General features: G+C 40.0%; 25 protein-coding genes. 14 read left to right on the top strand and 11 right to left on the bottom strand.

Annotated elements, in window-relative coordinates; all coding sequences use genetic code 11:
- Window positions 1-70 precede the first annotated feature (70 nt).
- The 4 genes from HNR53_RS04965 (at window position 71) to HNR53_RS04950 (ending at window position 5,025) form a co-directional block, all read left to right on the top strand.
- The gene (locus HNR53_RS04965) at window positions 71-1,651 is read left to right on the top strand and encodes a spore germination protein (RefSeq protein ID WP_184523436.1); all 1,581 of its coding nucleotides are present in this window, start codon (window positions 71-73) and stop codon (window positions 1,649-1,651) included.
- A complete protein-coding gene (locus HNR53_RS04960) occupies window positions 1,648-2,850 on the top strand; it encodes a Ger(x)C family spore germination protein (RefSeq protein WP_184523434.1) in 1,203 nt (400 codons plus the stop codon). The genes HNR53_RS04965 and HNR53_RS04960 overlap by 4 nt, the downstream gene beginning before the upstream one ends.
- Window positions 2,847-3,935: a GerAB/ArcD/ProY family transporter gene (locus tag HNR53_RS04955; protein WP_184523432.1), complete on the top strand. Its 1,089-nt coding sequence runs from the start codon at window positions 2,847-2,849 to the stop codon at window positions 3,933-3,935. The genes HNR53_RS04960 and HNR53_RS04955 overlap by 4 nt, the downstream gene beginning before the upstream one ends.
- A 172-nt stretch (window positions 3,936-4,107) precedes the next feature.
- Window positions 4,108-5,025, top strand: coding sequence for an urea transporter (locus tag HNR53_RS04950; protein ID WP_184523723.1), 918 nt, complete (start codon window positions 4,108-4,110; stop codon window positions 5,023-5,025).
- A 50-nt stretch (window positions 5,026-5,075) separates the two neighbouring features.
- Here the strand turns inward: HNR53_RS04950 and HNR53_RS04945 are convergent, their stop codons facing one another.
- The 8 genes from HNR53_RS04945 to HNR53_RS04910 all read right to left on the bottom strand — a co-directional run bounded on the left by HNR53_RS04945 (window position 5,076) and on the right by HNR53_RS04910 (window position 10,411).
- Window positions 5,076-5,294 carry a DUF5342 family protein gene (locus HNR53_RS04945; protein ID WP_184523430.1) on the bottom strand — a complete coding sequence of 73 codons (219 nt, stop codon included), beginning with the start codon at window positions 5,292-5,294 and terminating at the stop codon, window positions 5,076-5,078.
- 148 nt (window positions 5,295-5,442) lie between these two features.
- Window positions 5,443-6,267: an urease accessory protein UreD gene (locus HNR53_RS04940; RefSeq protein ID WP_184523428.1), complete on the bottom strand. Its 825-nt coding sequence runs from the start codon at window positions 6,265-6,267 to the stop codon at window positions 5,443-5,445.
- 1 nt (window position 6,268) lies between these two features.
- The gene (ureG, locus tag HNR53_RS04935) at window positions 6,269-6,880 is read right to left on the bottom strand and encodes an urease accessory protein UreG (RefSeq protein ID WP_184523426.1); all 612 of its coding nucleotides are present in this window, start codon (window positions 6,878-6,880) and stop codon (window positions 6,269-6,271) included.
- Between the two features lie 24 nt (window positions 6,881-6,904).
- Window positions 6,905-7,591, bottom strand: coding sequence for an urease accessory protein UreF (locus HNR53_RS04930; RefSeq protein ID WP_184523721.1), 687 nt, complete (start codon window positions 7,589-7,591; stop codon window positions 6,905-6,907).
- The gene (ureE, locus tag HNR53_RS04925) at window positions 7,584-8,039 is read right to left on the bottom strand and encodes an urease accessory protein UreE (protein WP_184523424.1); all 456 of its coding nucleotides are present in this window, start codon (window positions 8,037-8,039) and stop codon (window positions 7,584-7,586) included. The genes HNR53_RS04930 and ureE overlap by 8 nt, the downstream gene beginning before the upstream one ends.
- Before the next feature lie 9 nt (window positions 8,040-8,048).
- The gene (gene ureC, locus HNR53_RS04920; RefSeq protein WP_184523422.1) at window positions 8,049-9,761 is read right to left on the bottom strand and encodes an urease subunit alpha; all 1,713 of its coding nucleotides are present in this window, start codon (window positions 9,759-9,761) and stop codon (window positions 8,049-8,051) included.
- A 5-nt stretch (window positions 9,762-9,766) separates the two neighbouring features.
- A complete protein-coding gene (locus HNR53_RS04915; protein ID WP_184523719.1) occupies window positions 9,767-10,081 on the bottom strand; it encodes an urease subunit beta in 315 nt (104 codons plus the stop codon).
- Between the two features lie 27 nt (window positions 10,082-10,108).
- On the bottom strand, window positions 10,109-10,411 hold the full coding sequence (locus tag HNR53_RS04910; RefSeq protein WP_184523420.1) for an urease subunit gamma: 303 nt from the start codon (window positions 10,409-10,411) through the stop codon (window positions 10,109-10,111).
- A gap of 440 nt (window positions 10,412-10,851) precedes the next feature.
- Here HNR53_RS04910 and HNR53_RS04905 point away from each other — a divergent pair, with 440 nt between their 5' ends.
- On the top strand, window positions 10,852-11,304 hold the full coding sequence (locus HNR53_RS04905; RefSeq protein ID WP_184523418.1) for an OsmC family protein: 453 nt from the start codon (window positions 10,852-10,854) through the stop codon (window positions 11,302-11,304).
- 262 nt (window positions 11,305-11,566) lie between these two features.
- On the top strand, window positions 11,567-11,785 hold the full coding sequence (locus HNR53_RS04900; protein WP_184523416.1) for a hypothetical protein: 219 nt from the start codon (window positions 11,567-11,569) through the stop codon (window positions 11,783-11,785).
- Window positions 11,786-11,911: 126 nt separating this feature from the next.
- Here the strand turns inward: HNR53_RS04900 and HNR53_RS04895 are convergent, their stop codons facing one another.
- Window positions 11,912-13,498, bottom strand: a complete 1,587-nt coding sequence (locus HNR53_RS04895) for a multicopper oxidase family protein (protein ID WP_184523414.1) — start codon at window positions 13,496-13,498, stop codon at window positions 11,912-11,914.
- Between the two features lie 541 nt (window positions 13,499-14,039).
- Here HNR53_RS04895 and HNR53_RS04890 point away from each other — a divergent pair.
- From HNR53_RS04890 to HNR53_RS04880, 3 genes are all read left to right on the top strand, one after another.
- Window positions 14,040-14,777: an urease accessory protein UreH domain-containing protein gene (locus tag HNR53_RS04890; RefSeq protein ID WP_184523412.1), complete on the top strand. Its 738-nt coding sequence runs from the start codon at window positions 14,040-14,042 to the stop codon at window positions 14,775-14,777.
- Between the two features lie 210 nt (window positions 14,778-14,987).
- Window positions 14,988-15,422, top strand: a complete 435-nt coding sequence (locus HNR53_RS04885; protein WP_184523410.1) for a hypothetical protein — start codon at window positions 14,988-14,990, stop codon at window positions 15,420-15,422.
- Window positions 15,397-16,782: a 4Fe-4S binding protein gene (locus HNR53_RS04880; RefSeq protein WP_184523408.1), complete on the top strand. Its 1,386-nt coding sequence runs from the start codon at window positions 15,397-15,399 to the stop codon at window positions 16,780-16,782. The genes HNR53_RS04885 and HNR53_RS04880 overlap by 26 nt, the downstream gene beginning before the upstream one ends.
- 119 nt (window positions 16,783-16,901) lie before the next feature.
- On the opposite strand, the gene HNR53_RS23380 is transcribed toward HNR53_RS04880, so the two are convergent.
- Window positions 16,902-17,027, bottom strand: a complete 126-nt coding sequence (locus tag HNR53_RS23380) for a hypothetical protein (RefSeq protein ID WP_281391663.1) — start codon at window positions 17,025-17,027, stop codon at window positions 16,902-16,904.
- Window positions 17,028-17,044: 17 nt separating this feature from the next.
- On the bottom strand, window positions 17,045-17,323 hold the full coding sequence (locus HNR53_RS04875) for a hypothetical protein (protein ID WP_184523406.1): 279 nt from the start codon (window positions 17,321-17,323) through the stop codon (window positions 17,045-17,047).
- Between the two features lie 137 nt (window positions 17,324-17,460).
- On the opposite strand from HNR53_RS04875, the gene HNR53_RS04870 reads away from it, so the two are divergent.
- The 5 genes from HNR53_RS04870 (at window position 17,461) to HNR53_RS04850 (ending at window position 23,478) form a co-directional block, all read left to right on the top strand.
- A complete protein-coding gene (locus tag HNR53_RS04870) occupies window positions 17,461-18,159 on the top strand; it encodes a response regulator (protein WP_184523404.1) in 699 nt (232 codons plus the stop codon).
- Window positions 18,152-19,519 carry a sensor histidine kinase gene (locus tag HNR53_RS04865; protein WP_184523402.1) on the top strand — a complete coding sequence of 456 codons (1,368 nt, stop codon included), beginning with the start codon at window positions 18,152-18,154 and terminating at the stop codon, window positions 19,517-19,519. Before HNR53_RS04870 ends, HNR53_RS04865 begins: the two co-directional genes overlap by 8 nt.
- A 626-nt stretch (window positions 19,520-20,145) precedes the next feature.
- Entirely contained in the window at window positions 20,146-21,270 is a 1,125-nt protein-coding gene (locus HNR53_RS04860; protein WP_184523400.1) for a cysteine desulfurase family protein, read from the top strand.
- Between the two features lie 518 nt (window positions 21,271-21,788).
- Window positions 21,789-22,616, top strand: a complete 828-nt coding sequence (locus tag HNR53_RS04855) for a CobW family GTP-binding protein (RefSeq protein ID WP_184523398.1) — start codon at window positions 21,789-21,791, stop codon at window positions 22,614-22,616.
- Window positions 22,609-23,478, top strand: coding sequence for a uroporphyrinogen decarboxylase family protein (locus HNR53_RS04850; RefSeq protein ID WP_184523396.1), 870 nt, complete (start codon window positions 22,609-22,611; stop codon window positions 23,476-23,478). The genes HNR53_RS04855 and HNR53_RS04850 overlap by 8 nt, the downstream gene beginning before the upstream one ends.
- The last annotated feature ends 27 nt before the right edge of the window (window positions 23,479-23,505 follow it).

The raw sequence follows: 23,505 nt of genomic DNA, 5'->3' as shown, positions 1-23,505 counted from the left end.
CTTGTTTCGGAATGAACGCTCCTAATATTGGAAATAATGGATCTGCAGGTTATAAGGAAGTGATCTGATTATGTTCAAGTTCCGAAAACAAATGTTTAGGTCAAATATGAAAATAAATGCTGCACAGGTATCTGGTAATCAGGCCCAACAGTTGAGTGCGGACCTTGCTACCAATGAACAAACATTAAAAGAGCTGTTTATCAACTGTTCAGATTTTAACACTCGTCCCATCTATATAAACGGTGAGGCAAAGATCATTTTATTCTATATAGACGGGTTGACGGATACGAAGACAGTTGACATGATATTTTTAAAGCCAATGATGTTTAATGGGCTGCCGGATGGTTTGGACAAGTCTGTAACAATGGGAGAACTAGTTGAACAGCAGCTTTTTGCTAACACTCCGGTGAAAACGATTTCCGAATTTAAAACAATCGTCGACTCCCTTTTAAAAGGTGAACTCTGTGTTCTAGTTGAAGACGAAGCAAAAGCATTGGTCGCAGATATGAAAGCAGCGGAACATAGGAGTATTGAGGAACCTTCTACAGAGGTCGCCATTCGTGGTCCTAAAGACGGATTTACCGAAACATTACGAACCAATACGGTTCTTTTAAGAAAAAGAATCCGCAGTACACGATTAAAACTGGAAGCTCTGACAATTGGAGAACTCTCGCAGACAGATGTCGTCATTGCTTACATAGAAGGACTTGCTTCCGACTCACTGTTACAAGAAGTTCGGGACAGACTGAAACGAATTGAAATTGATGGGATTCTAGAATCAGAGTATATCGAAGAATTGATTGAGGATGAACCATTTACACCATTCCCGCAAATTCAAAATACAGAAAGACCAGATATTGTGACCGCAAATCTCCTAGAAGGGAAAGTGGCGATACTAGTCGACAATACCCCATTTGCCCTTATTGTGCCAATGACCTTTTGGAATGGGATGCAGGCGGTGGAGGATTATTATGAAAGATTTATTTATTCTTCTTTTATTCGATTTCTCCGTTACATTATGTATAATACCGCCATCTTTTTACCGTCATTATATGTGGCTTTAACGACCTATCATCCGAAACTTTTGCCGACGACCCTTCTTATTAGTGTCGCGGCAGCACGGGAAGGTACTCCCTTTCCGACCATCATCGAGGCGCTGATTATGGAGTTTGTGTTTGAGGGGCTGAGAGAGGCTGGAATTCGCTTGCCGAAAGCGATTGGTTCTGCCGTTAGTATTGTAGGTGCACTTGTCATAGGCCAAGCAGCGGTACAAGCTGGGATTGTTTCGGCACCAATGGTCATCGTTGTCGCAGCAACTGGCATTGCCTCATTCTCAATCCCAAGATACAATCTCGGTACCGCCATAAGAATAATCAGGTTTCCTATGTTGATTTTGGCAGGAATATTTGGTCTATACGGTGTTGCCATAGGTTTTATTGCCTTAACCATTCACCTTGTAAACTTGCGCTCCTTTGGGGTTCCCTATTTTACTCCTGTCGCTCCGCAAATTCCAGCGGATTTAAAGGATGTATTAATGAGAGCGCCAAGATGGGCTAATCGATTTGGTCCATTATTTACTTTTGGGCGAATGAAACCGCGAATCGCTTCAAATCAAAAGCCAAAACCAAAAGTTAGGGGAAATAAGCCTTGAAAAAAAGAGGTATGATCCATTTCGTTCTATGTATCAGCTTACTCTTTTTATCCGGTTGCTGGGATCGGAAAGAATTGAATGATCGGGCCATATGGTTAGCAACGGGGTGGGATGCTACGGAAAAGGGCGGTGTCGAAATCAGCGGCCAAATCGTCATCCCGGCTAACCTCTCAACTCAAAGTGGCAGCGGCGGGACAACTGAAGAGGGTTTCTATGCCGTTTCCGCCAAAGGGAAAAATGTCGTAGATGCACTAAATAAAATACAAGCAAAACTTTCGAGGGAAGAATATTTTGGACATCGACGAGTCATTTTTTTGGGGGAAGAGTTTGCTAAACGGGGGTTGAAAAATGAGCTTGATACTTATCAACGAAATCCGGATATCAGCCTTCGAACTGACATTTTTGTTGTAAAGGGCGATAAAGCAAAAGCATTACTCACCGTATTCAGCCCATTGGAAAAATCTCCTGCTGTTGCCGTATTGAAAGAACATAAGCAAAGCGGCGGCAGGGGGGATACTGCCTATTTAGATTTCCTAATGGCTGCTACCAAGAAGGGAATCCAGCCGACCATTCCCGTTATAGAAATAAGCCATTCTATTGAAGAGGGATCTGATGGAAAAGAAAAGTCAGCTAACAAAAAAATTGCTCAGTTAGCCGGTGTGAGTGTGTTTGATTCAAATCTTAACATGCTTGGCTATCTAAGTGAGGAAGAAGACAAGCATTTACTTTGGGTAAGGGGAATTCTTAAAAAGATGACGCTCAGTATTTCTAAAAAAGGGAGGAATGCTAGTATAAATTTGACAAAGATTTCATGTGACATTAAACCAAAGTTCGATCCATATAATCAAGTCAGTTTTACTGTTAACTTGAAGGGCACAGGGACGCTTCAGGAAAACAATTCTAGTTTAGATATGACGCAGACTAAAAATATAAATAGGCTGGAAAAAAGATTCGAAAAAGAGGTCCAGAAGCAGGTTCAAAAGACCATAGAAAAAGTGCAAAAAGAATATGGCATGGATATTTTCGGCTTTGGTGAGGTTATTCACCGGAATCACCCTGTTAGGTGGAAATCATTAAAAGATCAATGGGATCAAGCTTTTCCGAATACAACCATTACAGTCAAAGCTGACATTAAAATTAATCGAATTGGAATGGAAGGGCCGGGCTTATTATACAAAGAAAGTGGGAGTAAGAAATGAAACTTTCTGGACTGCAAATATTTTGGTTAATGTTCACATTTGAAACAGGAAATACGATTTTATTAACCATTGGACCAGCCATAAAGGAAGCCAACCAAGATGTCTGGATTTCCTATTTCATTGCAGATATATTAGGGACTCTGATCGTATATGGTGCCACTAAGACGGCCCTTCTTTATCCCAAACATACATTAGTACAATATAGTCAAATCATTTTAGGCAGGCTGCTTGGAACCGTTGTGATCCTAAACTATCTTGTTCAATGGTATTCAGTTTTGGGCAATATATTAAGGCAATTTGCCGACTTAACCATCACCTTGCTGCTCCCGAAAACCCCATCCTGGACCCTGTTTTTATCTATGCTATTATTGCTCATCTATCTCAATTTTATTGGGGGAATTGAAGGGATTGGACGGTGCGCCGAAGTTTTTGGCCCCATCATTATCTTTTCTGTCATTATGTTAATCATATTATCTGTAAAGGATTTTCAAATCCTCAATCTACTTCCCGTTTTTACCGATACTGGAGTTCATTCTATTTGGAAAGGGACCTTAACTCCCCTATCCTTTTATGGTGAATCCGTGATTATGCTAATGCTCGTTTCCTTTATGGATAAGCCTGAAAATGCACTAAAAAGCGCTTGTTTAGGAATGATATTTGCTGCGATTATCGTGAGCATTATTGCGTTTTGTGTCCTGTTGGTTTTTGGTCAAGAAATATCTGGAATCCTTCGCCAACCTACTTTTGACATCGCCAGCTATATCTCCGTCTTGGATTTCATCCAAAACTTAGAGATTATTGCGATCTTAGTCTGGATTCTTAGTGTTTTTATCAAGCTATCCGTCTATTTCTTTCTGGCCTGTTACGGCACTGCTCAACTGTTCAAGCTGAAGGACTGGAGGAGAATGATTTGGATTGCTGCCATCTTGTTCTTCGTCTTAGCCCAATTTTATCCAAGTAACGCGTACACCTTTAGCTTTATGAATACATATTGGATATACTACATGTTACCTATCAACGCGGTAGGAATTCCATTATTCCTGCGGATGATCGCAGCGATAAGGAAAAGACCATCGCAAACGTGAGTATTCACCTAACTGAATAAAACATCTACCTTTCATTGCCTTTCGCATACTTTTGCCGTACAAGGGAATTTTATGAAGGGAAGGGGACAGGTACCGCGTCCCACTGCATCAATTGGGATAATGGTCCTGTTCCTGCGTCCCGAATAAAGGAGTGATTTTCATTAATAGCTTTATGGATAAGAACTCTGGAAGCGGGTTTATCGCTTCTTCGCTAAAAGGAATTTCTCAGGTCATGTTAATTGACAATGCTGTTTCCGGACTTATTATGCTGGCTGCAATTACCGTTGCATCCTATTCTTTAGGGATTATTGCATTTGTATCGACGATTATTGGGACGTTAATAGGTAGAATTGGCGGCGCGCAAGAAGAGAGTGTCAGTCAAGGGTTGTATGGGTATAATTCTGTATTAACAGGCATGGCGCTTTTTTTATTTTTAAGGGGCGATAATCGATGGATTATTGCTTTGGTTGGCGCCGCAGCCGCGGCCCTATTTACTGCAGCCATGATGTACTTTATGCGCCAATCAGGTATCCCCATCCTCACATTTCCCTTTATCGCTCTTACATGGTTTTTGCTCTTGACAACGTATCGTTTAAATACCTTTAAACTTAGCCCTGATCTTGTACCGCAAAGTCTAGCTAATTGGAAACTCGACATAAGAGGGGAAGAGCATTGGCTTGATGGAGCCGTAAATGGAATCGGGCAAATTTTCTTTCTCGATCATACCCTATCAGGGATTTTACTAGTTGTTGCTGTATTCTGGGCAGGATGGAGATTTGGGTTTTATGCGATCATAGGTAACGTTGCCGCTCTCTTAACAGCATATGTACTTGGGGGAGAGCATCATTTGATTTTTTTGGGGCTTTACGGTTATAACGCCATTTTAACCATTATTGCTGTTTCCGTTGTTTTTAAAGAAAACGAGCGTAATAGACTTTTCCGTGGGATTATCGCTGCTTGCTTAACGGTTCCGATTACTGCGAGTATCTCAACCTGGCTTTTACCTTTTGGACTGCCGGCATTGACGATGCCGTTTGTGTTATGCACATGGCTGATTCTTGGTGCCAGAAAGGTACTCCCAAAATTGTAACTTTTAGTATTAGTGAAGAGGATGCCGCGATTGGCATCCTCTTTCGTCATTTATGATTCCAGGTGGTTACTCATCAAATCATTAACTTTTGATTCAATGGAATTTAAAAGTTCTTCCCCAAGCTTTTGCTGCGGGTGTGGATGATACCAATGTACTTTCCCATCCTGAACCATTCCCTTGTATTCTTGCCCTTCAATGTTGACTGAAAAGTGTGGGCGCTCATTTACTTGTCCCTCGAAAAGTTGATTTACCTCGAAGTTTTTAAACATCTGATTTCCAACCTCCTTTTTCTTACGGTTTAAGGATTCCCAGGATCGGTGTCATCTATCCGGCACTATATCCAAAGACTGAACAGTCCATCATGAAAACCTGAATGGTACATATAGTAAAATCCAAAAGCCCGGGTTTAAATCAGCATCAATATTTTCTTAAGAAGCAAGGTTTTGTCTGAAACCACTCTTGGCTGATAGTCTGATGAATGTTGGCAAAAAGCCTTTCAATTAATTGTGTGGAATGGGCAAACATCCGGATTGTAAAACCTGGTACGGGTAAAGCGGACAGACCTACTTTAAAATCTTGTGTGTTCATTTCAATGGTGGAATATAACCGGTCGAGCAGGGAATGATCCGCTTGGCTCCCGACTACGATCATCGATCCTAAATGAGTAAACCCCTCCATAAACCCTAAACCTTGTATATTTTGTACAGACGGCTTCAATTGGAGATGATCAAAAACGACCAATTCATCATCGACGTAAATTTCATTTAATAATTGAATGGATCGATAACGAAAATGCTCTCCTTCCGGTGACCAGCCTGGGGTAATGATATCGGAATAAAGGAAAGTGGCCGTTTTATCCATGCGAATGACATTTTTTTGTTTGTAATGGGCATTTTCATAAGCGATTAACGGATCAGGGATATATTCAAGGAAACTTCCTTCTTTTAGGATGATTTCTGACTCTTGGTAGGCAAAATTTTTCGGTGTTTTATAAATCTTTGTCGCACCTTGGGTGGTTAAAGTCAGCTTCGCTTGTTCGCCGAGCTGGACCTTCATTTGGTACCGATCCCCATCTAAATATCCGCCGCCGGGATTTAATAAATAATAACAAACCTGGCCTGAATCATCATGATAAACAGGGCGCATCACTTTCAATGCACCCTGAAAATACACATTTTTTGCGACCGTTTTCCCTTTTCTCTCTTCAACGTTTAAATGTAAAACACCTGTCCAGTTCTTCATCTTAAGCCAATCCTTTTAATAGGGCATTCTCTTTTAACCAATCAACAACGCTTTCCAATCCCGTATTATCCTTTAAATTGGTTAAGACAAATGGTTTGTCGCCGCGAAATACCTTTGTATCTGATTCCATGACATCAAGCCTGGCCCCGACATGCGGCGCCAAATCAATTTTATTTATGATAAATAAATCTGATTTAATCATGCCTTGTCCGCCTTTGCGCGGGATTTTCTCACCCTGTGCCACATCGATGATGTAGATGGAGAAATCAACTAATTCAGGACTGAAAGTAGCAGCGAGATTATCACCGCCGCTTTCTACAAAAATAAGCTCGATATCCGGATGCTTTTCCTGTAATTCATGAATGGCGGCAAAATTCATCGAGGCATCTTCACGAATGGCCGTGTGCGGACATCCTCCTGTTTCAACGCCAATAATCCGATCAGCGGGAAGGACACCATTCTGCATGAGAAATTGGGCATCTTCTTTCGTATAGATATCATTTGTGACGACTGCCATACTAAGTTCATCATATAAATGACGTGTTAATTTTTCCACTAGCAGCGTTTTTCCTGCTCCAACAGGCCCGCCGACACCGATTCTAATTGGATCCATATAACAATCACTTCCTTTCTATATTTAAGACATGAAGATTCGAATATTGACCCGTTCATGCCTCATCTGAGATAACTCGATTCCGGGAGAAACAATTCCAAAATCCGCTTCATCTAATTGCTCAATCTTTTCCACTGCATTTATCAAAACTGGCTGTGCGTCTCGAAGAATTTTCTGACCGGCTGTCTGCCCTAAAGGGATTCCACGGACGGCATTTTGTACCAGGCTGGATACAACAGAATATAAGTAAAATAAAACGGTTGTTGATTTTGGTACACCTAAATGGTGGGCTGTCATCGTAAAAACAAGCGCAGGGTGCCCGAAAGATTGCTTTGCTTCAATCCTTTTTTGGTAAACCGCTAAAATAGGCACCTTGTATAAGGATTGAACAAGATGTAACATCCGTTCACCCATTCTTTGTGTGCCTTCTCTTGTTTCACGCGGCAAATTTTGCACCGTTAATAAGCGATCCATTTTCCATACCTTTGCAAAGTCTTCCTCTTCTAATGCCTGAAAAACAAGAAAACTGGCCAGCCCATCTGCATAGATGAGCTGTTCATGAATATAAGTGCGCAGCCAATGAAAAAATGTGTCTTGATTGTGCACCATTTCCTCTTGAATATAGCTTTCAAGTCCATATGAATGACTAAACGCACCTGTTGGCAAGTTTGAATCACAAAGCTGAAATAATGAAAGAATATTGTTATCCATGGCTATGACCAATATGGCGAAATGCCTGCTTAACTTTCCGTTTTTCTCTTTTGTACGGAATCACTAATCCATTTAATAAATCCTCAACAAGGTAATCGTATTGAACCATCATCACATCCTCTTCAAATTGAGCGGGAAGATGACGATTGCCTAATTGGTGCGCAATGGTCCCCATTTCTTGAAGACTTCTTGGGCTAATCACTAATAAATCATCAGCGAGAACATCAATCACAATCATATTTTTTTCATCCATAAATAATACATCACCGGCAGCTAAATCGCGTGTATCTTTTAAGCGGATGCCAATCTCTCTGCCGTGATCGGTTTTGACCCTTTGAACCCGCTTCACCAGATGGTCACTTTCGAGGTAAACTTTTTCAATATGCCGGCGGATGAGTTCTTCTTTTTCCAGATCTTCAATATTCATTTCAATTCTTTCGATAAGCATTTTTTCACCTCAAAATAAAAAATATCGCTGCCCCATCGGAACTCTGTCAACCGGGTCGCATGTAATCAGTTCTCCGTTTACTCTTACCTCATAGGTTTGCGGATCAACAGATAGGTCAGGTGTTTCTGAGTTGAGTTTCATATCCTTTTTGGTTAACTTCCTGATCCCGTGTACAGGCAATACTTCTTTTTCTAACCCAAGTTTTTCATGAACCTTATCCTCATAGGCTGCTTGGGATATAAATGTAATCGAACTCTTCTGTAAGGCTTTTCCGTATGCCGCATACATCGGACGGCAAATGACCGGCTGCGGCGTTGGAATCGATGCGTTCGCATCTCCCATCATTCCGTAGACGATAAATCCGCTTTTCAGTACTAATTCTGGTTTTACACCAAAAAAGGCCGGTGACCAAATGACGAGATCGGCTATTTTTCCTACTTCAATCGAACCGACATAATCAGAAATTCCATGTGTAATCGCCGGGTTAATCGTAAATTTGGCGATATAACGTTTAGCGCGGTTATTGTCGGAAAGTTTGCTATCTCCCTGCAATGAGCCTCTTTGCAGTTTCATTTTGTCGGCCACTTGCCAAGTCCTTGTGACAACTTCGCCAATTCGTCCCATTGCCTGAGCATCTGAACTCGTCATACTGAAAATGCCCATATCTTGCAGAATATCCTCGGCGGCAATCGTTTCTTTTCTGATCCTGGAATCGGCAAAAGCGATATCTTCCGGAACAGATGGATTCAGATGATGGCAAACCATTAACATATCGAGATGTTCATCAACCGTATTGACCGTATACGGCAAGGTTGGATTCGTAGAAGAGGGGAGAACATTCATGAAACTTGCCGATTTAATTAAATCAGGCGCATGGCCCCCGCCAGCTCCTTCTGTATGATACATGTGAATTACCCGGTCTTTCAGGGCGGCAATCGTATTTTCCACAAATCCTGCTTCATTCAACGTATCCGCATGAAGTGACACTTGGACGTCATATTGGTCGGCTACCTTTAAGGCATGATCAATCGCCGATGGTGTTGCTCCCCAATCTTCATGAACTTTTAAGCCAATGACTCCGGCCTTTACCTGCTCGGCTAATGGTGCTTCAGCTGCGGCCTGGCCTTTGCCGGTCAACCCTACATTAATGGGCAGCCCTTCAACCGCTTCCAGCATCCGATGAATATTCCACTCGCCCGGTGTAACGGTTGTGGCACGTGAACCAGCGGCAGGACCTGTACCACCGCCAATGACAGTCGTAAGTCCTGCAGAAAGTGCCGTCTCCACTTGAGCTGGATTGATAAAATGCACATGGGTGTCAATGCCGCCTGCCGTCACAATCATTCCTTCACCGGCAATAATCTCCGTTGAGGCACCTATTACGATATCGACACCGTCCATGACGAGTGGATTTCCGGCTTTGCCGATGCCTGATATTTTTCCATCGCGAATGGCAATATCTGCTTTGTAAATGCCGGTGTAATCCAAGATGACGGCATTTGTAATCACGACATCCGGAATCCCATCACCTCGGGTGACAAGCGGGTGCTGACCCATGCCATCACGAATCACTTTTCCGCCGCCGAAAACCACCTCTTCACCGTAAGTAGTTAAATCCTTTTCAATTTGGATGAATAAATTCGTATCTGCCAAACGAATCGAATCTCCGGTCGTTGGCCCATACATTTCCGCATATTGTTTTCTTGGCATCTTAAAGCTCATTGCTCTTACCCTCTTTCAATCGATCCATCGGTTTTATTGTTAAAGCCATAGACTTTTCGTTCTCCTCCAAAGGTAACTAACTCCACTTCTTTTTCATCACCAGGCTCAAAACGAACAGCAGCACCAGCAGGGATATTGAGCCGTTTCCCAAAGGCATCCTGACGGTTAAATGTCAGCGCCTCATTTACTTCATAAAAATGAAAGTGGGAACCGACTTGTACAGGGCGGTCTCCAGTGTTCGTTACTTTCAGCTTGTAGAGATCTCTGCCTTCATTACAAATGATCGGTTCCTCTTTTAAAAATAATTGCCCGGGTTCCATTGACATTATGTAGAACCTCCTTATCTATTATCGAATTGGGTCATGAACGGTAACGAGCTTTGTTCCATCAGGGAAAGTGGCTTCGACTTGAATATCGTCAATCATCTCTGCTATCCCTTCCATGACATCATCACGGCCTAAAATCGTGGCACCGAATTCCATTAACTCAGCAACGGTTTTTCCATCTCTTGCACCTTCCAACACTTCATATGTAATCAGTGCCACGGCTTCAGGATAGTTTAGCTTCAAGCCGCGATCGCGTCTTCTTTGCGCAAGATCAGCTGCCACCACAATCATCAGTTTATCTACTTCACGTGGTACTAGTAACACTTTCAATCCCTCCTTTTAGCAATTTCGTAAGAATCTTCCTGCCTGTAATATAGTCCCCAAATTAAATATAGATAAAACAGCACTTGGAAATTTTTTCAGAAGCAACGGGGTTTCCCTGTAAGTCCAATGTATAAATCATTGGGCTTTTGTGCGCCTGGCAGCGCATCGGACTAATTGGTGAAAGTTCCGAATACACCACAGTGGAGGAAGTGTATAGCTGACAGGATGTGCCTATTGGCTCATTCTCTGTATCTGGCGGTTTCTTCTTTCACGTATTAGCCTGCAGCCGCAATTGAGTCAAATGGGCTCTATTGATTAATTGAATAATCTTTTAGAATTAATTGACTATATTTAATTTTGTGGTAATATAAATACATTAAATCACATAAAATTACTTGGTATTATGATTGTTCATTAAAATGGAAAAAAGGAGATTTCTAATGGCATTAACGACATTCAAAGCAAAAACTTTATTAAAAGAAAATGTGTTGGTGGAAACGGAGGCTAGGGGACATAAGGTAATTATTGATGAACCTGAGAGCTTAGGCGGCACAGATAAAGGGATGAATCCTGTTGAACTTCTCCTTTCTGCTCTCGGTGCTTGCCAGTCAATTGTAGCAAGAACTTATGCGAAGAAATTTGGAATTGATCTGCAAAACTTTTGGGTTGAATTAGAAGGAGATATTGACATCGATGGTTTTCTTGGCAAATCGGATGTGCGACCTGGTTTTCAAACAATAAGATATACATTCCATATTGAAACAACAGCCCCTGAAGAAAAAATTGCAGCATATAAAGAATATATTGAAGCGCATTGCCCTGTAGGAGATACAATTGCTAACACAGTTAATCTGGTTTCCTCAAAAGTAGTTGTTGAAAATGGAATTAAGTAACTTCTTTAATTTTAAAATAATAGAAGAATATCATTCCTTTAGATAAAACATTGAATACTTTATAAAAATGAAGAGCCTTATTTCCTTACGTCCACGGGAGTGAGGCTTTTTTAATATTCAGTATATCCTTCTTTCCAATAAAAAATAGATTTGGATTTTGATAATTTTTGACTTGAAATATCAATATCTTCTCGATGATATCTGCACATATTTTTGCGAATATAGCGTTGGAATGATAAAAAGTCATAGGGAGGGGAACCGAATGAACAAAAATAAAATTTTTATGGTCATTGGAGCGATTGCTATTATTCTTTTTATTGTCTGGTTTTATTTTAAACAGTTGTCATTACCGGAACGTGTACTACAGGAAAGTGCAATAGCTGAACAGGTAAAAAGTGAAGAGGTAAACAGTTCTATTGAGGTCAAAGGAACAGAATCTGAATTATTAAGAATAGAGTCGCAGGGAGCAGTTGCGGGATAAGCTACTTTAATACCGGAATAGGTACCTAAAAATGCGTTGATTTTTAGGTAAAAAAAGAATTACATAAGACTGAGGCAGCCATTTTAAAACGGCTGCCTCAGTCTATTTACAGTAAATGTTTGGTTGTTACTCAGGTTTATTATTAGCGTTTGGATCTGGTGTATAGTTTGGCTGGTATCCATCATATTTGATTACATCCACCATTCCTGCTGTCGCATGGTGTAAATCATGACAGTGGAACAGCCAATTGCCTGGGTTATCAGCTTCGAAAGCGACAACGTATTCATCGCCAGGCTCTAAACTGATGGTATCCTTTATAATTGGTGAACCTTCTACCGGCTGTCCGTTTTTACTTAATACTTGGAACGAATGTCCGTGTAAATGCATCGGGTGATTAACACCGGTTGGCGAATTGTTGATTAATTTTACTTTCACCAAATCCCCTTTTTTAATATTTAATCCAGTTGTTTCAGGGAAGGACTTTCCGTTGATTGTCCAAAGATTGTCTGTGTTATTACCGTTCAAATCCATAGTATACTCAACGTCATACTCCTGGTCTAAAGTGAATTTCCCAGTTTTTGTACCACCGTAATTAATATAGGAAAATAAAGGTAATTTCTCACTTTGGTTCGATTGATCCTTTGATTGATGATTTCCTTCATATTGAATCAATGTTTTCATTCCTTTTGTGCCTTTCGTGTCCCCATGCTCCTCAAGATACCAATTGCCAGGATGATTGGCAGTGAACTCAATATCATAACGTTCGCCTGGAGCGATGGAGATTAACTGGTCTTTGATTTCCTTAGGTTCATTTACATCCTGGCCATCAACTGCGACCACTTTAAAGTCATGACCGTGAAGGTGAATGTTATGAGATAAATAGCCGACATTGATTAAACGGATTCGGACTTTTTCTCCTTCTTTTACTTTTAACGGTTCAATAGCATCGCCGCTTTTTCCGTTAATGGTATAAATATCGTAAGCAGACATATCATGTCCCATACCTTGGTCGCTCTGGCTGTTTTCTTGAGTATCTGAACTAGAACCGTGTTTCATCCCGACATGGTTCATCCCGCTATGGTCCATTCCACCCATATCATTCATCGGCATATTATTTTTTACGGATTCACTCATCCACTCATCCAGCATGAGAGTATAATCCCGGTCATATGTTTTTTCCTTTGGCTCGACAATAAAAGAACCATAAAGCCCCATATCCATCTGGTTTACAGCATTTTGATGGGTATGGTACATATAGGTGCCAGGGACTGTCGGAGTAAATTCGTACGTAAAGCTTTCACCCGGCTGGACCGCGTTTTGTGTTACGCCAGGTATGCCATCCATTTCATTTGGAACGGTAATACCATGCCAGTGAATGGATGCAGGCTCAGGCAATTCGTTTTTAAATGTGATTTTTACCTTTTCTCCTTCCTTGACACGGATTTGCGCGCCCGGAACAGATCCGTTAAATGTAAAAGCATCAACGGTCACTTCACTGTTCAATCGATGTTTAGCTTCTTTGGCAGTAATGGTAAATTCGTTTCCTGTAAGCGTTTCTGTTTTGGTGGTTTGTAATCCATCTACTTTAGCCACCTGTTCTTCTGCTTTTTCCTGATTACCTTTGGCTTCATCCGCATTTCCAACATCATTAGAGGAACAAGCTGCCAGAATGAGGCCACTATATACCAGTAAGGCGGTTAATTTAAGATTCATTTGAATACCTCCATATATGATTGTATAAAGAAGTATAAAAGAAAATATTGCAGAAACTGTGGAGTTTTTTTATGGATTGATAAAAAGAACCGATAAATATTACTTGGTTTTAAAAAATAGGTTGTGTTAACGGTCAATGTTGATTTTGGAGGACTTTGTTGATTGGAGTGGAAGGCACGAAGACTCCTCCGAAAATGCTGCGCATTTTCATCGTGCGTGGGCGGATTCGAGGAAGCTTATTCAATGTCCTGCGGGAACAGCGAGACAGACGAGACCCCGCAGGCACGAAGTGACGAGGAGGCTCAGGCGTAGATGAGCGGAAAGCGAAGTGCTTGGAACGGAAATCAACAACCAAGTTGAACAGAGCCAAAAAATAAGAAAAAAACAATAGAACACAAAAAGTTCAAAACACCGTGAATGGGATTATTATTATAAAATATATATTAAATTCTGTTTCTCCATAAAATCTCCATTTTTTCTTTGTATGATTAAGAAGAATATTTAAGTGTGATTTTATCGGAATGAAAAAGGGGAGAAAGCAATGTATGAATTTTTCAGCCAAATAAGCTATAGCTTAAGCCAGCCTTTCCTAACTATGGTAAATGGTATGGAAGGGATACCTCTTCTTTTTGCCCTGCTGCTCGGTATTATCGGTGCCATGGCTCCATGCCAATTTACCGGGAATTTGGGAGCCATTATGGTTTATGGAAATAAATCTTTGCAAAACAGGATTGCTTGGACTGAAATTCTATTTTTTATTTTAGGGAAAATGATTGTGTTCTCTTTATTCGGTTTGATTGTATGGATGTTAGGAAGTGAAGTTAAATCAACCCTTTCACTTTATTTTCCTTGGTTTAGAAAAATTGTCGGACCTATCCTCATTCTTATTGGTTTATTTATGCTTGGTATTTTTAAAATCTATCAATCATTTTCATTCGGCAGCATACCCGAAAAACTAATGAAAAAGGGAAAACTAGGGGCATTTCTTATGGGAGTGAGCTTTACGCTGGGATTCTGCCCTACTATGTTTGTTTTGTTTTTTGTGACATTGATGCCGTTGTCTCTATCTGTCTCTTATGGAGCAGTCCTGCCTATTATCTTTGCTTTAGGGACTTCATTGCCGTTAATTTTGGCTATCTTCCTGATAGGGTACTTTGGACTAAGTGGTAAGTTCATGAAAAAGAAAGGGAGAAAGATAGGTTTGATAGTACAAAGAATAGCAGGAATTATAATAATCATTTTGGGAGTTCTTGATACGATTACCTATTGGACATTATAATCATAGAACGTGAAGAGAAGTAAACGGGCCCCTATTTTAATAGGGGCCCGTTTACATTTGTTCCGTTATTCCTATTGGAGTGACTTGTCTCACTCAATAGACAAAAATAATCCATTTAAAATTCATGGTTTCTGCAAAGATTTCAATTAGATTTAGGATGTTCATTTCAAGAAATAGTTTTTAATCGAAGATAGAAGGCGGTGAAACAATGTGAGAATGGTCGTAATTTCTATAGTATTTTTATTGTCACTCCCAGCTTCATTCGCTCTTGCTGATGAGGGGCATTCAAACAGTGTGTCAGAGGATGTTGAAATGTTTATGAGTGAAGAACAAGGCGAGGGAGTATCTCATGGGGGGCATACAATGACACCAGAGGAGCATAGTCAAATGACGGATATGACGGATGGTTCTGCGCACAATCAGTCTGAACATGATTCAAGCGGGGACGATGTATCAGGACATAATGATGCGAATGCGGAAGGCAGCCATGGGCATGGAGGAGAAGTTATCGAAGAAACACCGCCAAATTACACAGTACTAAGTGTATTTGGAGTCATTAACTTGTCATTTCTAGCGGCAGGATTATGGAATAAAAGATTAAGGAAGAAGGTGAAGCTGGATGTCGATGCCGGAAAGAAAAATTAAAGAGCAACAACTGAATATAAATGAGGAAAAACAGCCCTTTAATTTATTAAATATTTCTATTATTAAGAAATTTATTCAAAGCAGATGGTATCCTGGAATTTTTCAGTGGGCCGCTTTTGTTGTGTTTTCCATTATTGTTTATGAATTAGTAATCGGTACGGTGAACCCAAGTAAGAATTTTGGAACGTCAATGGTGTGGGTATTGTGGTGGCCGATTATTCCTGTCCTGTTTATTGTGGCAGCGAGATTTTGGTGTACGGTTTGCCCGTTCGGTAAGCTGAGTGATTTGGTCAGGAAATTTGCCGGAAGTGAAAAGCCGACACCAAAATTTTTGAAAAAGTATGGCATTTGGTTAATTGACTTATTCTTTATCATGATTACCTGGAGCGACCATGTGTGGGGGGTCGTAGAATCACCTAGAGGTTCGGGATATTTGCTGCTTATTCTTGTCACGATGGTAGTTATCACTTCTGTGTTGTATGAAAGACGTACTTTTTGTAAAAACCTTTGCTTCCTTGGCGGTCTAGCAGGAAACTATTCGCGTGCTGGGATGCTGGAATTAAGAGGGACACCGGAAAAATGCCGTACATGTAAAACACAATCTTGTTTTAAAGGCAGTGAAAAGGCAGAAGGCTGTCCGATGTTCCAGTATGTTAGAACGATGGACTCTAGCGCTGATTGTAATTTATGCGGAAATTGTGTGAAATCCTGTCCAAATAATTCAATTAGAATTTCACCGCGTAAGCCGACAAAGGAATTATGGTTGATTAAAAAGCCGAAGCTTGAACATGCTTCTCTTGCGGCTGTCATTATGGGAATTGTTTTTGTACAAAACATTACGATGCTCGAGATATGGGAAGATATTTTAAAGGTAATTGGAACCTATACAGGTACATCGAATTATACGGTTAACTTTACTGTTGCTTATGTCATCTCGCTGATTCTACCAATCCTATTATTATTGGGGACAGCAAAAATCGCTGTTTTATTAAATAAAAATGCTGATAAGGTAAAAGAAAACTTTATTCGCTTTGGCTATGCCATTATTCCATTAGATTTAGCCGGGCACTTGGCGCATAACCTTTTCCATATTATTACGGAAGGAAAGGCCATTTGGTTTAATACGGCCGGGCTGTTTGGAGCAAACATGGGCGGCGATTTAAGTTTATTATCTGGTCCAGCTGTTCAGTGGATTCAATATGCTGTTGTGTTGCTTGGCTTTGTTGGTTCCATGTATACGGTCTACCGCATTGGTAATAGGGGTTCATTTAAACGATTAGCTCCTTATTATGCATTCATGGTATTCCTAATGGTGGCTAATATCTACTTATTTTCATTACCGATGATGCACAGAGTCTAATTTTGCTAAGTGTAAAGATTAAAAAGGCATTGGAATATATATCTTCCAGTGCCTTTGGAATATTAGCTGTAGTACCGAGCAATGACATGCTCCAATTATTAAAGCAGTATGCTTTGCTGCTATGATTTATTTTTTCGTAATGCCAATTTCACTGCAAGGTAGACTACTGCCCCGATCGCAAATAGGTTGATGAGCCATACTAATAAACCCATTCCCATCATGCCAAAACCATATCCACCCATCATGAGAAATCATCTCCTAACTATAAATTATTCATCATACCTTCAGTGTTACCGTTCATCATGCCGCCAAAGTTGCCGTTTTCCATCATGCCGCCTTCACCATGGCATGCATTGTACATGTCTTTTAATTCCTTTGTAGAAAGATTAGGATGCATTTTTTCCATAAATGGTTTCATCTGTCCGAAATTTACTAGTCCATTTCCGTTTGCGTCCTCGTTTGCCGCCGCAAAGGCAAAGGTTCCTGCTCCTCCTAAAATAATCGCACCTGCTAAAATTCCGATGGCTAATTTCTTTTTCATTTTCTCCATCTCCTTTCTTTCCTTGATCATATCGCTGACTAATGGAGATCTTATGGAGAACTTATGTGGAAGTTATGAAGATTTCTTTTACCCATCTAAATGGATGATAAAATAAAAACAGGAAGGGGTAGGTCAGTGTGGTAAAAATTCTTTTAGTCGATGATGAGGAAATGATCCTGGAAGTTCTTCAGGCTTATTTTGAAAAAGAGGGCTGGAGCTGCGTCTGCGCTTCAAATGGTATTGAGGCATTAAAAAATGCCAAGGAGCACCGACCGGATATGATTATTTTAGATCTAATGCTGCCGGATATTTCGGGAGAAGAAGTATGCCGGTTGATTCGAAAGGACAGCGATGTTCCGATTATTATGTTAACCGCAAAATCCTCTGAGGAAGATTTAATCAATGGCATGGTGATTGGTGCAGATGACTATGTGAAAAAGCCCTTTAGTCCGAGAGAAGTGGTCATTCGCGTGAAGGCAATTTTTCGAAGAATGAATAAAACGGAGGTGTCCACTCAACTCATTTTTAATCATCGGAAATTAATCATTGATCCTTTAAAAAAAGAAGTACAGCTGAATGGAGAAGTGATCATGCTGACACCCATTGAATACAAACTTCTTTTTACAATGGCCAGTTCCCCAGGCCGCGTTTTTAGCAGAGTTGATCTCCTGGAAAAGGTACAGGAGGATGGAGCCTATTTTGAAGGATATGAACGGAGCATTGATACGCACATAAAAAATTTACGTAAGAAAATCGAAATAGATTCACGCCATCCGGAATTTATCATCACTGTTTTTGGGATGGGCTATAAGTTCGGAGGCAGTTCGGATGTTTAAGACGCTGCGATTCAGAATCCTGTTTTATCTCTTAGTTGCTTCTTTATCCGGGATTTTCTTGACAAGTCTTTCAATTTTATGGGGATTTGAAGAACATTTTAGTGCCTATTTACGAGAAAACAGAGAAAAAAATATTAGTCTAATTGAAGAATTTACGATCCAAGAATATGAAGGAAATGGGAGTCTTATCGGTGATAGATTAAACGGTTTGATGCATGAGCAGGCCATGACGGAGAATTTATTTTATCAAATTTATGATGCAGAGGGACAGTTAGTGGCTGATACGACGGTGATGCTGGGGATGATGGCGAACATGGGAATGCAGTCAGGCTCCCGGTTAGATAAGGATTATCAATCCAGTGTTTATGACCTGAAGTCAGAACATAAAACAATCGGCAGTATGAAAGTCTTTTACCCTAATAGTCTGCTTGATGAGGATTTTTCCTTTCTGAAACAAATAAAACAAAATATTTATATCGCCATCATTGTTACGGTTATCCTTTCATTTCTATTCAGTATGCTGTTTTCAAAACGATTGTCAGCAGGATTTAATCGATTATCAAAGGCTGTTCATGAATTAAGAGAACATAAGTGGTATACACGTGTACAGGTTGAGGATTTAACTGAAGAATTAAAACCTATAGGATCTTCATTTAATGACCTGGCTTTGTCACTTTCGAAAGAAGAGACACTTAGAAAACAGTTTACAGCAGATTTGGCTCATGAACTTAGGACTCCCCTGGCAACATTAAGGAGTCAGATTGAAGCTTACCAGGATGGAATATGGGAACCGACACCAAAAAGACTTCAGCAGAGTCATGATGAATTAATGCGGTTGGTTCGTCTTGTAAATGAATTAGAAAAGCTGCTGGCGGCTGAAAATCCACAAATAAAACTTCAGAAAATGGACATAGAAGCAGGGAAGATGATCACACACATAGAAAATCAATTTGGTCCTTCATTTCGTGAAAAGGGAGTTCATCTAAATATTAGCCGATCAACAACAGAGCATTGGTTTCATGCAGACCGTGACCGTGTTATACAAATCTTGACGAACATTGTAAATAATGCTCTTCAATATACACCATCTGGAAAAAATGTAGAGATCTCAATAGCTGAGAGTGAAAATCTTATCGGTTTTTCTGTAAAAGATGAGGGGATAGGGATTCGAGAAGAAGATGTGCCATATCTTTATGAAAGATTTTATCGGGGAGAAAAATCCCGGGATAGAAAGACAGGAGGAATTGGAATCGGTCTTTCGATTGTAAAAGCCCTCGTTGATGCTCACAAAGGGGAAGTGAAAATAGAGAGTAAATTAAAAATTGGTACAACAGTTACCGTATTATTTCCAAAAACTTGAACTACTCCACCTTAATTTCTGACGAAATTTGAAGATGGAGATTCCTGCGAACATAAAAGAACAACAGTAGATCGATTGTTGTTCTTTTATGTTTATTCTTGTGTATGAAGCTTTTATATATAGACAAAAATAATTGCTCTTTGTCAATAATTTTTCAAAAATTTTCATAAAGTTTTCATTTTTGCTCGCTATATTATAAATATCAAAACAGTTAAGGAGGAATTCAAAATGAAACAATCATTAGAGCGGATGAAATTTGTGTTTTCGGCAATCGGGGTATTAGTCGCCTCAGGCTTAGTATTATCACTCGGAAGTTTATTATAAGCAAAAGACTAACATGCGGGAACATGTTAGTCCTTCTACAAGCAAAAAACGATTGTATTTAGATTGTAGCATATTTAAGAAAAGCAAAGAACCGAATTTGTGGTTTTTTGCTTTTTCTTTTTTAAAATTTTCAGCCCTGAGAAAAGATTCCTATTACTTGGATTGATTATCAAAGTGAAACTGCTGATTGAAATGTATTGGGTGAGCCGCTGAATCTTGATCATTACAAGGATTTGATCAAGAATATTTATTAAAGGCACTTAAACAAATGTATTTACATGTGTTTGGAGGAGTTTTTGGAAATGAATCAAATATATCTAGATTACAATGCAAGTACACCAATTGCGGAGGAAGTACAAAAGGCTATCCTTCCTTTTTTTAAAAATCATTACGGAAATCCATCTGCTCTTCATTATGCGGCAGCAGGTGCAAAACAAGCGGTTGAGAAAGCAAGAAAACAAGTAGCGGCGCTAATAAATGGTAAACCAAGCGAAATCGTATTTACCAGTGGAGCAAGTGAGGCAAATAATAATGTGTTAAAAGGAGTGTTCCAACGATATAAAGAAAAAGGGAACCATATTATCACAACTAATATTGAACATCCCTCAATTATAAGTCCATGTGAATATCTCGAAAAACAAGGCGCTAAAATTACATATATTGACGTAGATCCATTTGGGCGAGTAAACCCGCGTGATATAGAGGAAGCCATTACGGAAGAAACGATCTTAATTTCCGTCATGCACGCAAACAATGAAGTTGGAACCCTTCAGCCTATCGAAGAAATTAGTGAAATAGCCAAAAAACATCACATTCTTTTTCACACGGATGCTTCCCAATCCGTAGGAAAGGTGCCAGTGGATGTAGAGGAACTTGGTGTTGATTTTTTAAGCATAGCCGGTCACAAGGTATACGCACCAAAAGGAATAGGCGTGTTATTTATGAGGGAAGGAATGGAGATTGAACCACTAATACATGGTGCCGGCCATGAAGGCGGTAGAAGAGCAGGTACCGAAAATGTCCTGTTGGTCGTTGGATTAGGTGAAGCTTGTGAAGTGGCGCGGCAGCATTTAGATGAGAATCTAAAGGTGAAAGAGCTGCGAGATTATTTTTGGGACGGGCTAAGGCAGCTGCCCAATGTGGAGATTTCATTAAATGGGCATCCTGAACTTCGTCTTCCGAATACACTAAGTATTAACTTTGAAAATAGAGTGGGTCAAGATATATTGGATTCAGTCCCGCAGATTGCAGCATCTACTGGTTCCGCATGTCATACCGGCGAGGTAAACTTATCACCAGTGTTAAAAGCAATGGGGGTAAAGGAGAGCGTCGGCAAGGGGGCTGTCCGTTTTAGTTTAGGAAGATACACGATGAAAAGTGAAATAGACACAACCGTTCAATTATTGAAAAGCGTATTAACAAATTAAGAAAAACTTAGATTAATGGAAAAGCCCAATTTCTCTAATTAACCAGCAGTGAAGCTGGGCTTTTTATATTGAACCAGAAATGGCAGTTGTTCAATAGAGGGAAGAGAAGAGTGTTTTCTCTCCTTTGCCAAAATTAGGATTATCCAATATCCTGCTCAGGTATAATTCCAACTTAACGGATTTTTCTAGGTGTTTTTTTCTATAAATAAATGATTGAACGTAAATCCTATCCTCCTATTCTCCTATATTTGTTCTTCAAACTCCTTTCAATTATCTCACCTATCGTAAAAACAAATAATCGAACTAATATTATATTGATAAAACGAATTAGACTGAAGGTTTTTCCTTGTGCTACAATCCACTTGTGAATAAGTACACAATCAAATTATTGAAATTAGATATTTATAGATTTTAGTTTCGAAGTTATACATTTAATCGGTTAAAAGACATTATGAACAAAAAGTGTTATATTGAAATATTAATTTTGCTTTTTAAAATAATTTTAAAGGAGGCACCTAATGACTACAAATATTACCATCATCTCGGGATTTTTAGGTGCTGGAAAGACGGCTTTTTTAAAAAAGGTGATTCCTCATCTAAAGGGCAAAAAGGTATTGATCGAGAATGAGTTTGGTCAGATTGGCATTGATGGTGAAATAATAGATGATGGGCTGCCCATTAAAGAAATAAATGCAGGCTGTATTTGCTGCAGCGTAGTAGTGGATTTTAAACAGGCTATCGAGGAGCTAACTAATGAATTTAGGCCGGATCATATTTTGATTGAACCATCCGGGGTTGGAGGCTTGTCGGATATTCTTCGGGTATGCAAAAAGGTTTGTGAGGGCTCGCCCCATGATATGAGAGTGAACCATCTCATTACCATTGATGCCGCTGCTGTGGTTGCAAAAATTAGTACGATGAATGAGGCAGCCGTTATTTTAGCGGAAGAGTGGTTTTCCTATAAAGGCTCTGAGCTGGCAGATATCCTAGAAGGCAATCAGACTTATATGCCTGAGATAAACATGGAAGTAACTCAATCAATACCTGCCAACAAAGCCTTTCGTTCGCTGGCAATCTCAGAAGTCAGAAATTTCTCTGAGAAAGAAATGGATGGGCTGGGATCTTTTTTGAAGAAGAGTGTTAACGGTTACATCTTGCGTGCCAAGGGAATCGTTCAGCTCGATACACAGTGCTGGGTTTCATTTCATTTTACCCCGCAGCATTATAGCTGGGAAGTTATTCATGAGCAGAAGGAAGCAAGGGTTGCTGTGATAGGGAATAGACTCAATGAACAAGCAGTAACAGAAATGTTTGCAGCGATTGTTAAAGAGGTGGAATATGAATAAAATTGTTGATTTTAAGTGTACCTATGACAATTTAATCGGGATTAGAAAGCTTGTTACGGAGAGTACTAATCTGACATTTCCAGATGCGTATAAAAATTGGGATAGTATGGCCGAGCTTGCGCTGGCGATAAAAGAGCATAATCATGCCAATTATTGTGAGCTGCCATTTTGCCACACGCTTGAAGGTGAAGCGTTGGGTGGAATTATCTATTACGGTGATGAGAACGGTGGACCGAGAGGGAAAGAGTATATTTGTTCAACCGCTGAAGAACTGTTAAGCTTGCCCGCAATAGACTATTCGCAGGGAAGGATGGCCGAGGTTTTGCAGGCCTGCAGTTTATTAAGAAACAAGGGTGAAAACGTCGTTCTATATATTTCTGGTCCATTTACGATTTTGAATGTATTAATGGATCCGCGCTATATTTTTAAGATTTTCAAAAAAAACCCCGCGGCGATGCAAGACATTTTTGATAAGCTCGCATCTGAAATCATCCGTTTTGTGGAGGAAGCGCAAAAGGTTGACGTCAATCTGATTAGCTATGGCGATGCGATGGGAGGGGTAAACATTTTAGGCCCCAAGTTTGCTAAGCAAGTGGTGGAGATGTTTACGTATCCGTTCTTGAAAAGAGTGGAAGAAATCATTAGACGTGAAACAATATTGCTGCTTTGCCCTAAGACGACATTTGCGTTATTGGGAACAGAGCGGGCCCAATGGCGGGATATTGATTTAGGTGTGCCAACCACCTATTCCGAGGCTTGTGTCCAAGTGATTGGGCAGGCCAAATTTGTTGGCCAGATGTGTTTTAAAAATAATTCATTTGAATTGAAAAAAGGAATCATAAAGGCAGTCGACCTGCTTTAAGATTTCACTATATTGGAGGTCAATTAC

The organism is Bacillus benzoevorans, from assembly GCF_014207535.1.
Taxonomy (GTDB): domain Bacteria; phylum Bacillota; class Bacilli; order Bacillales; family Cytobacillaceae; genus Bacillus_BD; species Bacillus_BD benzoevorans.
This window is presented reverse-complemented; position numbering and strand designations above follow the sequence as displayed.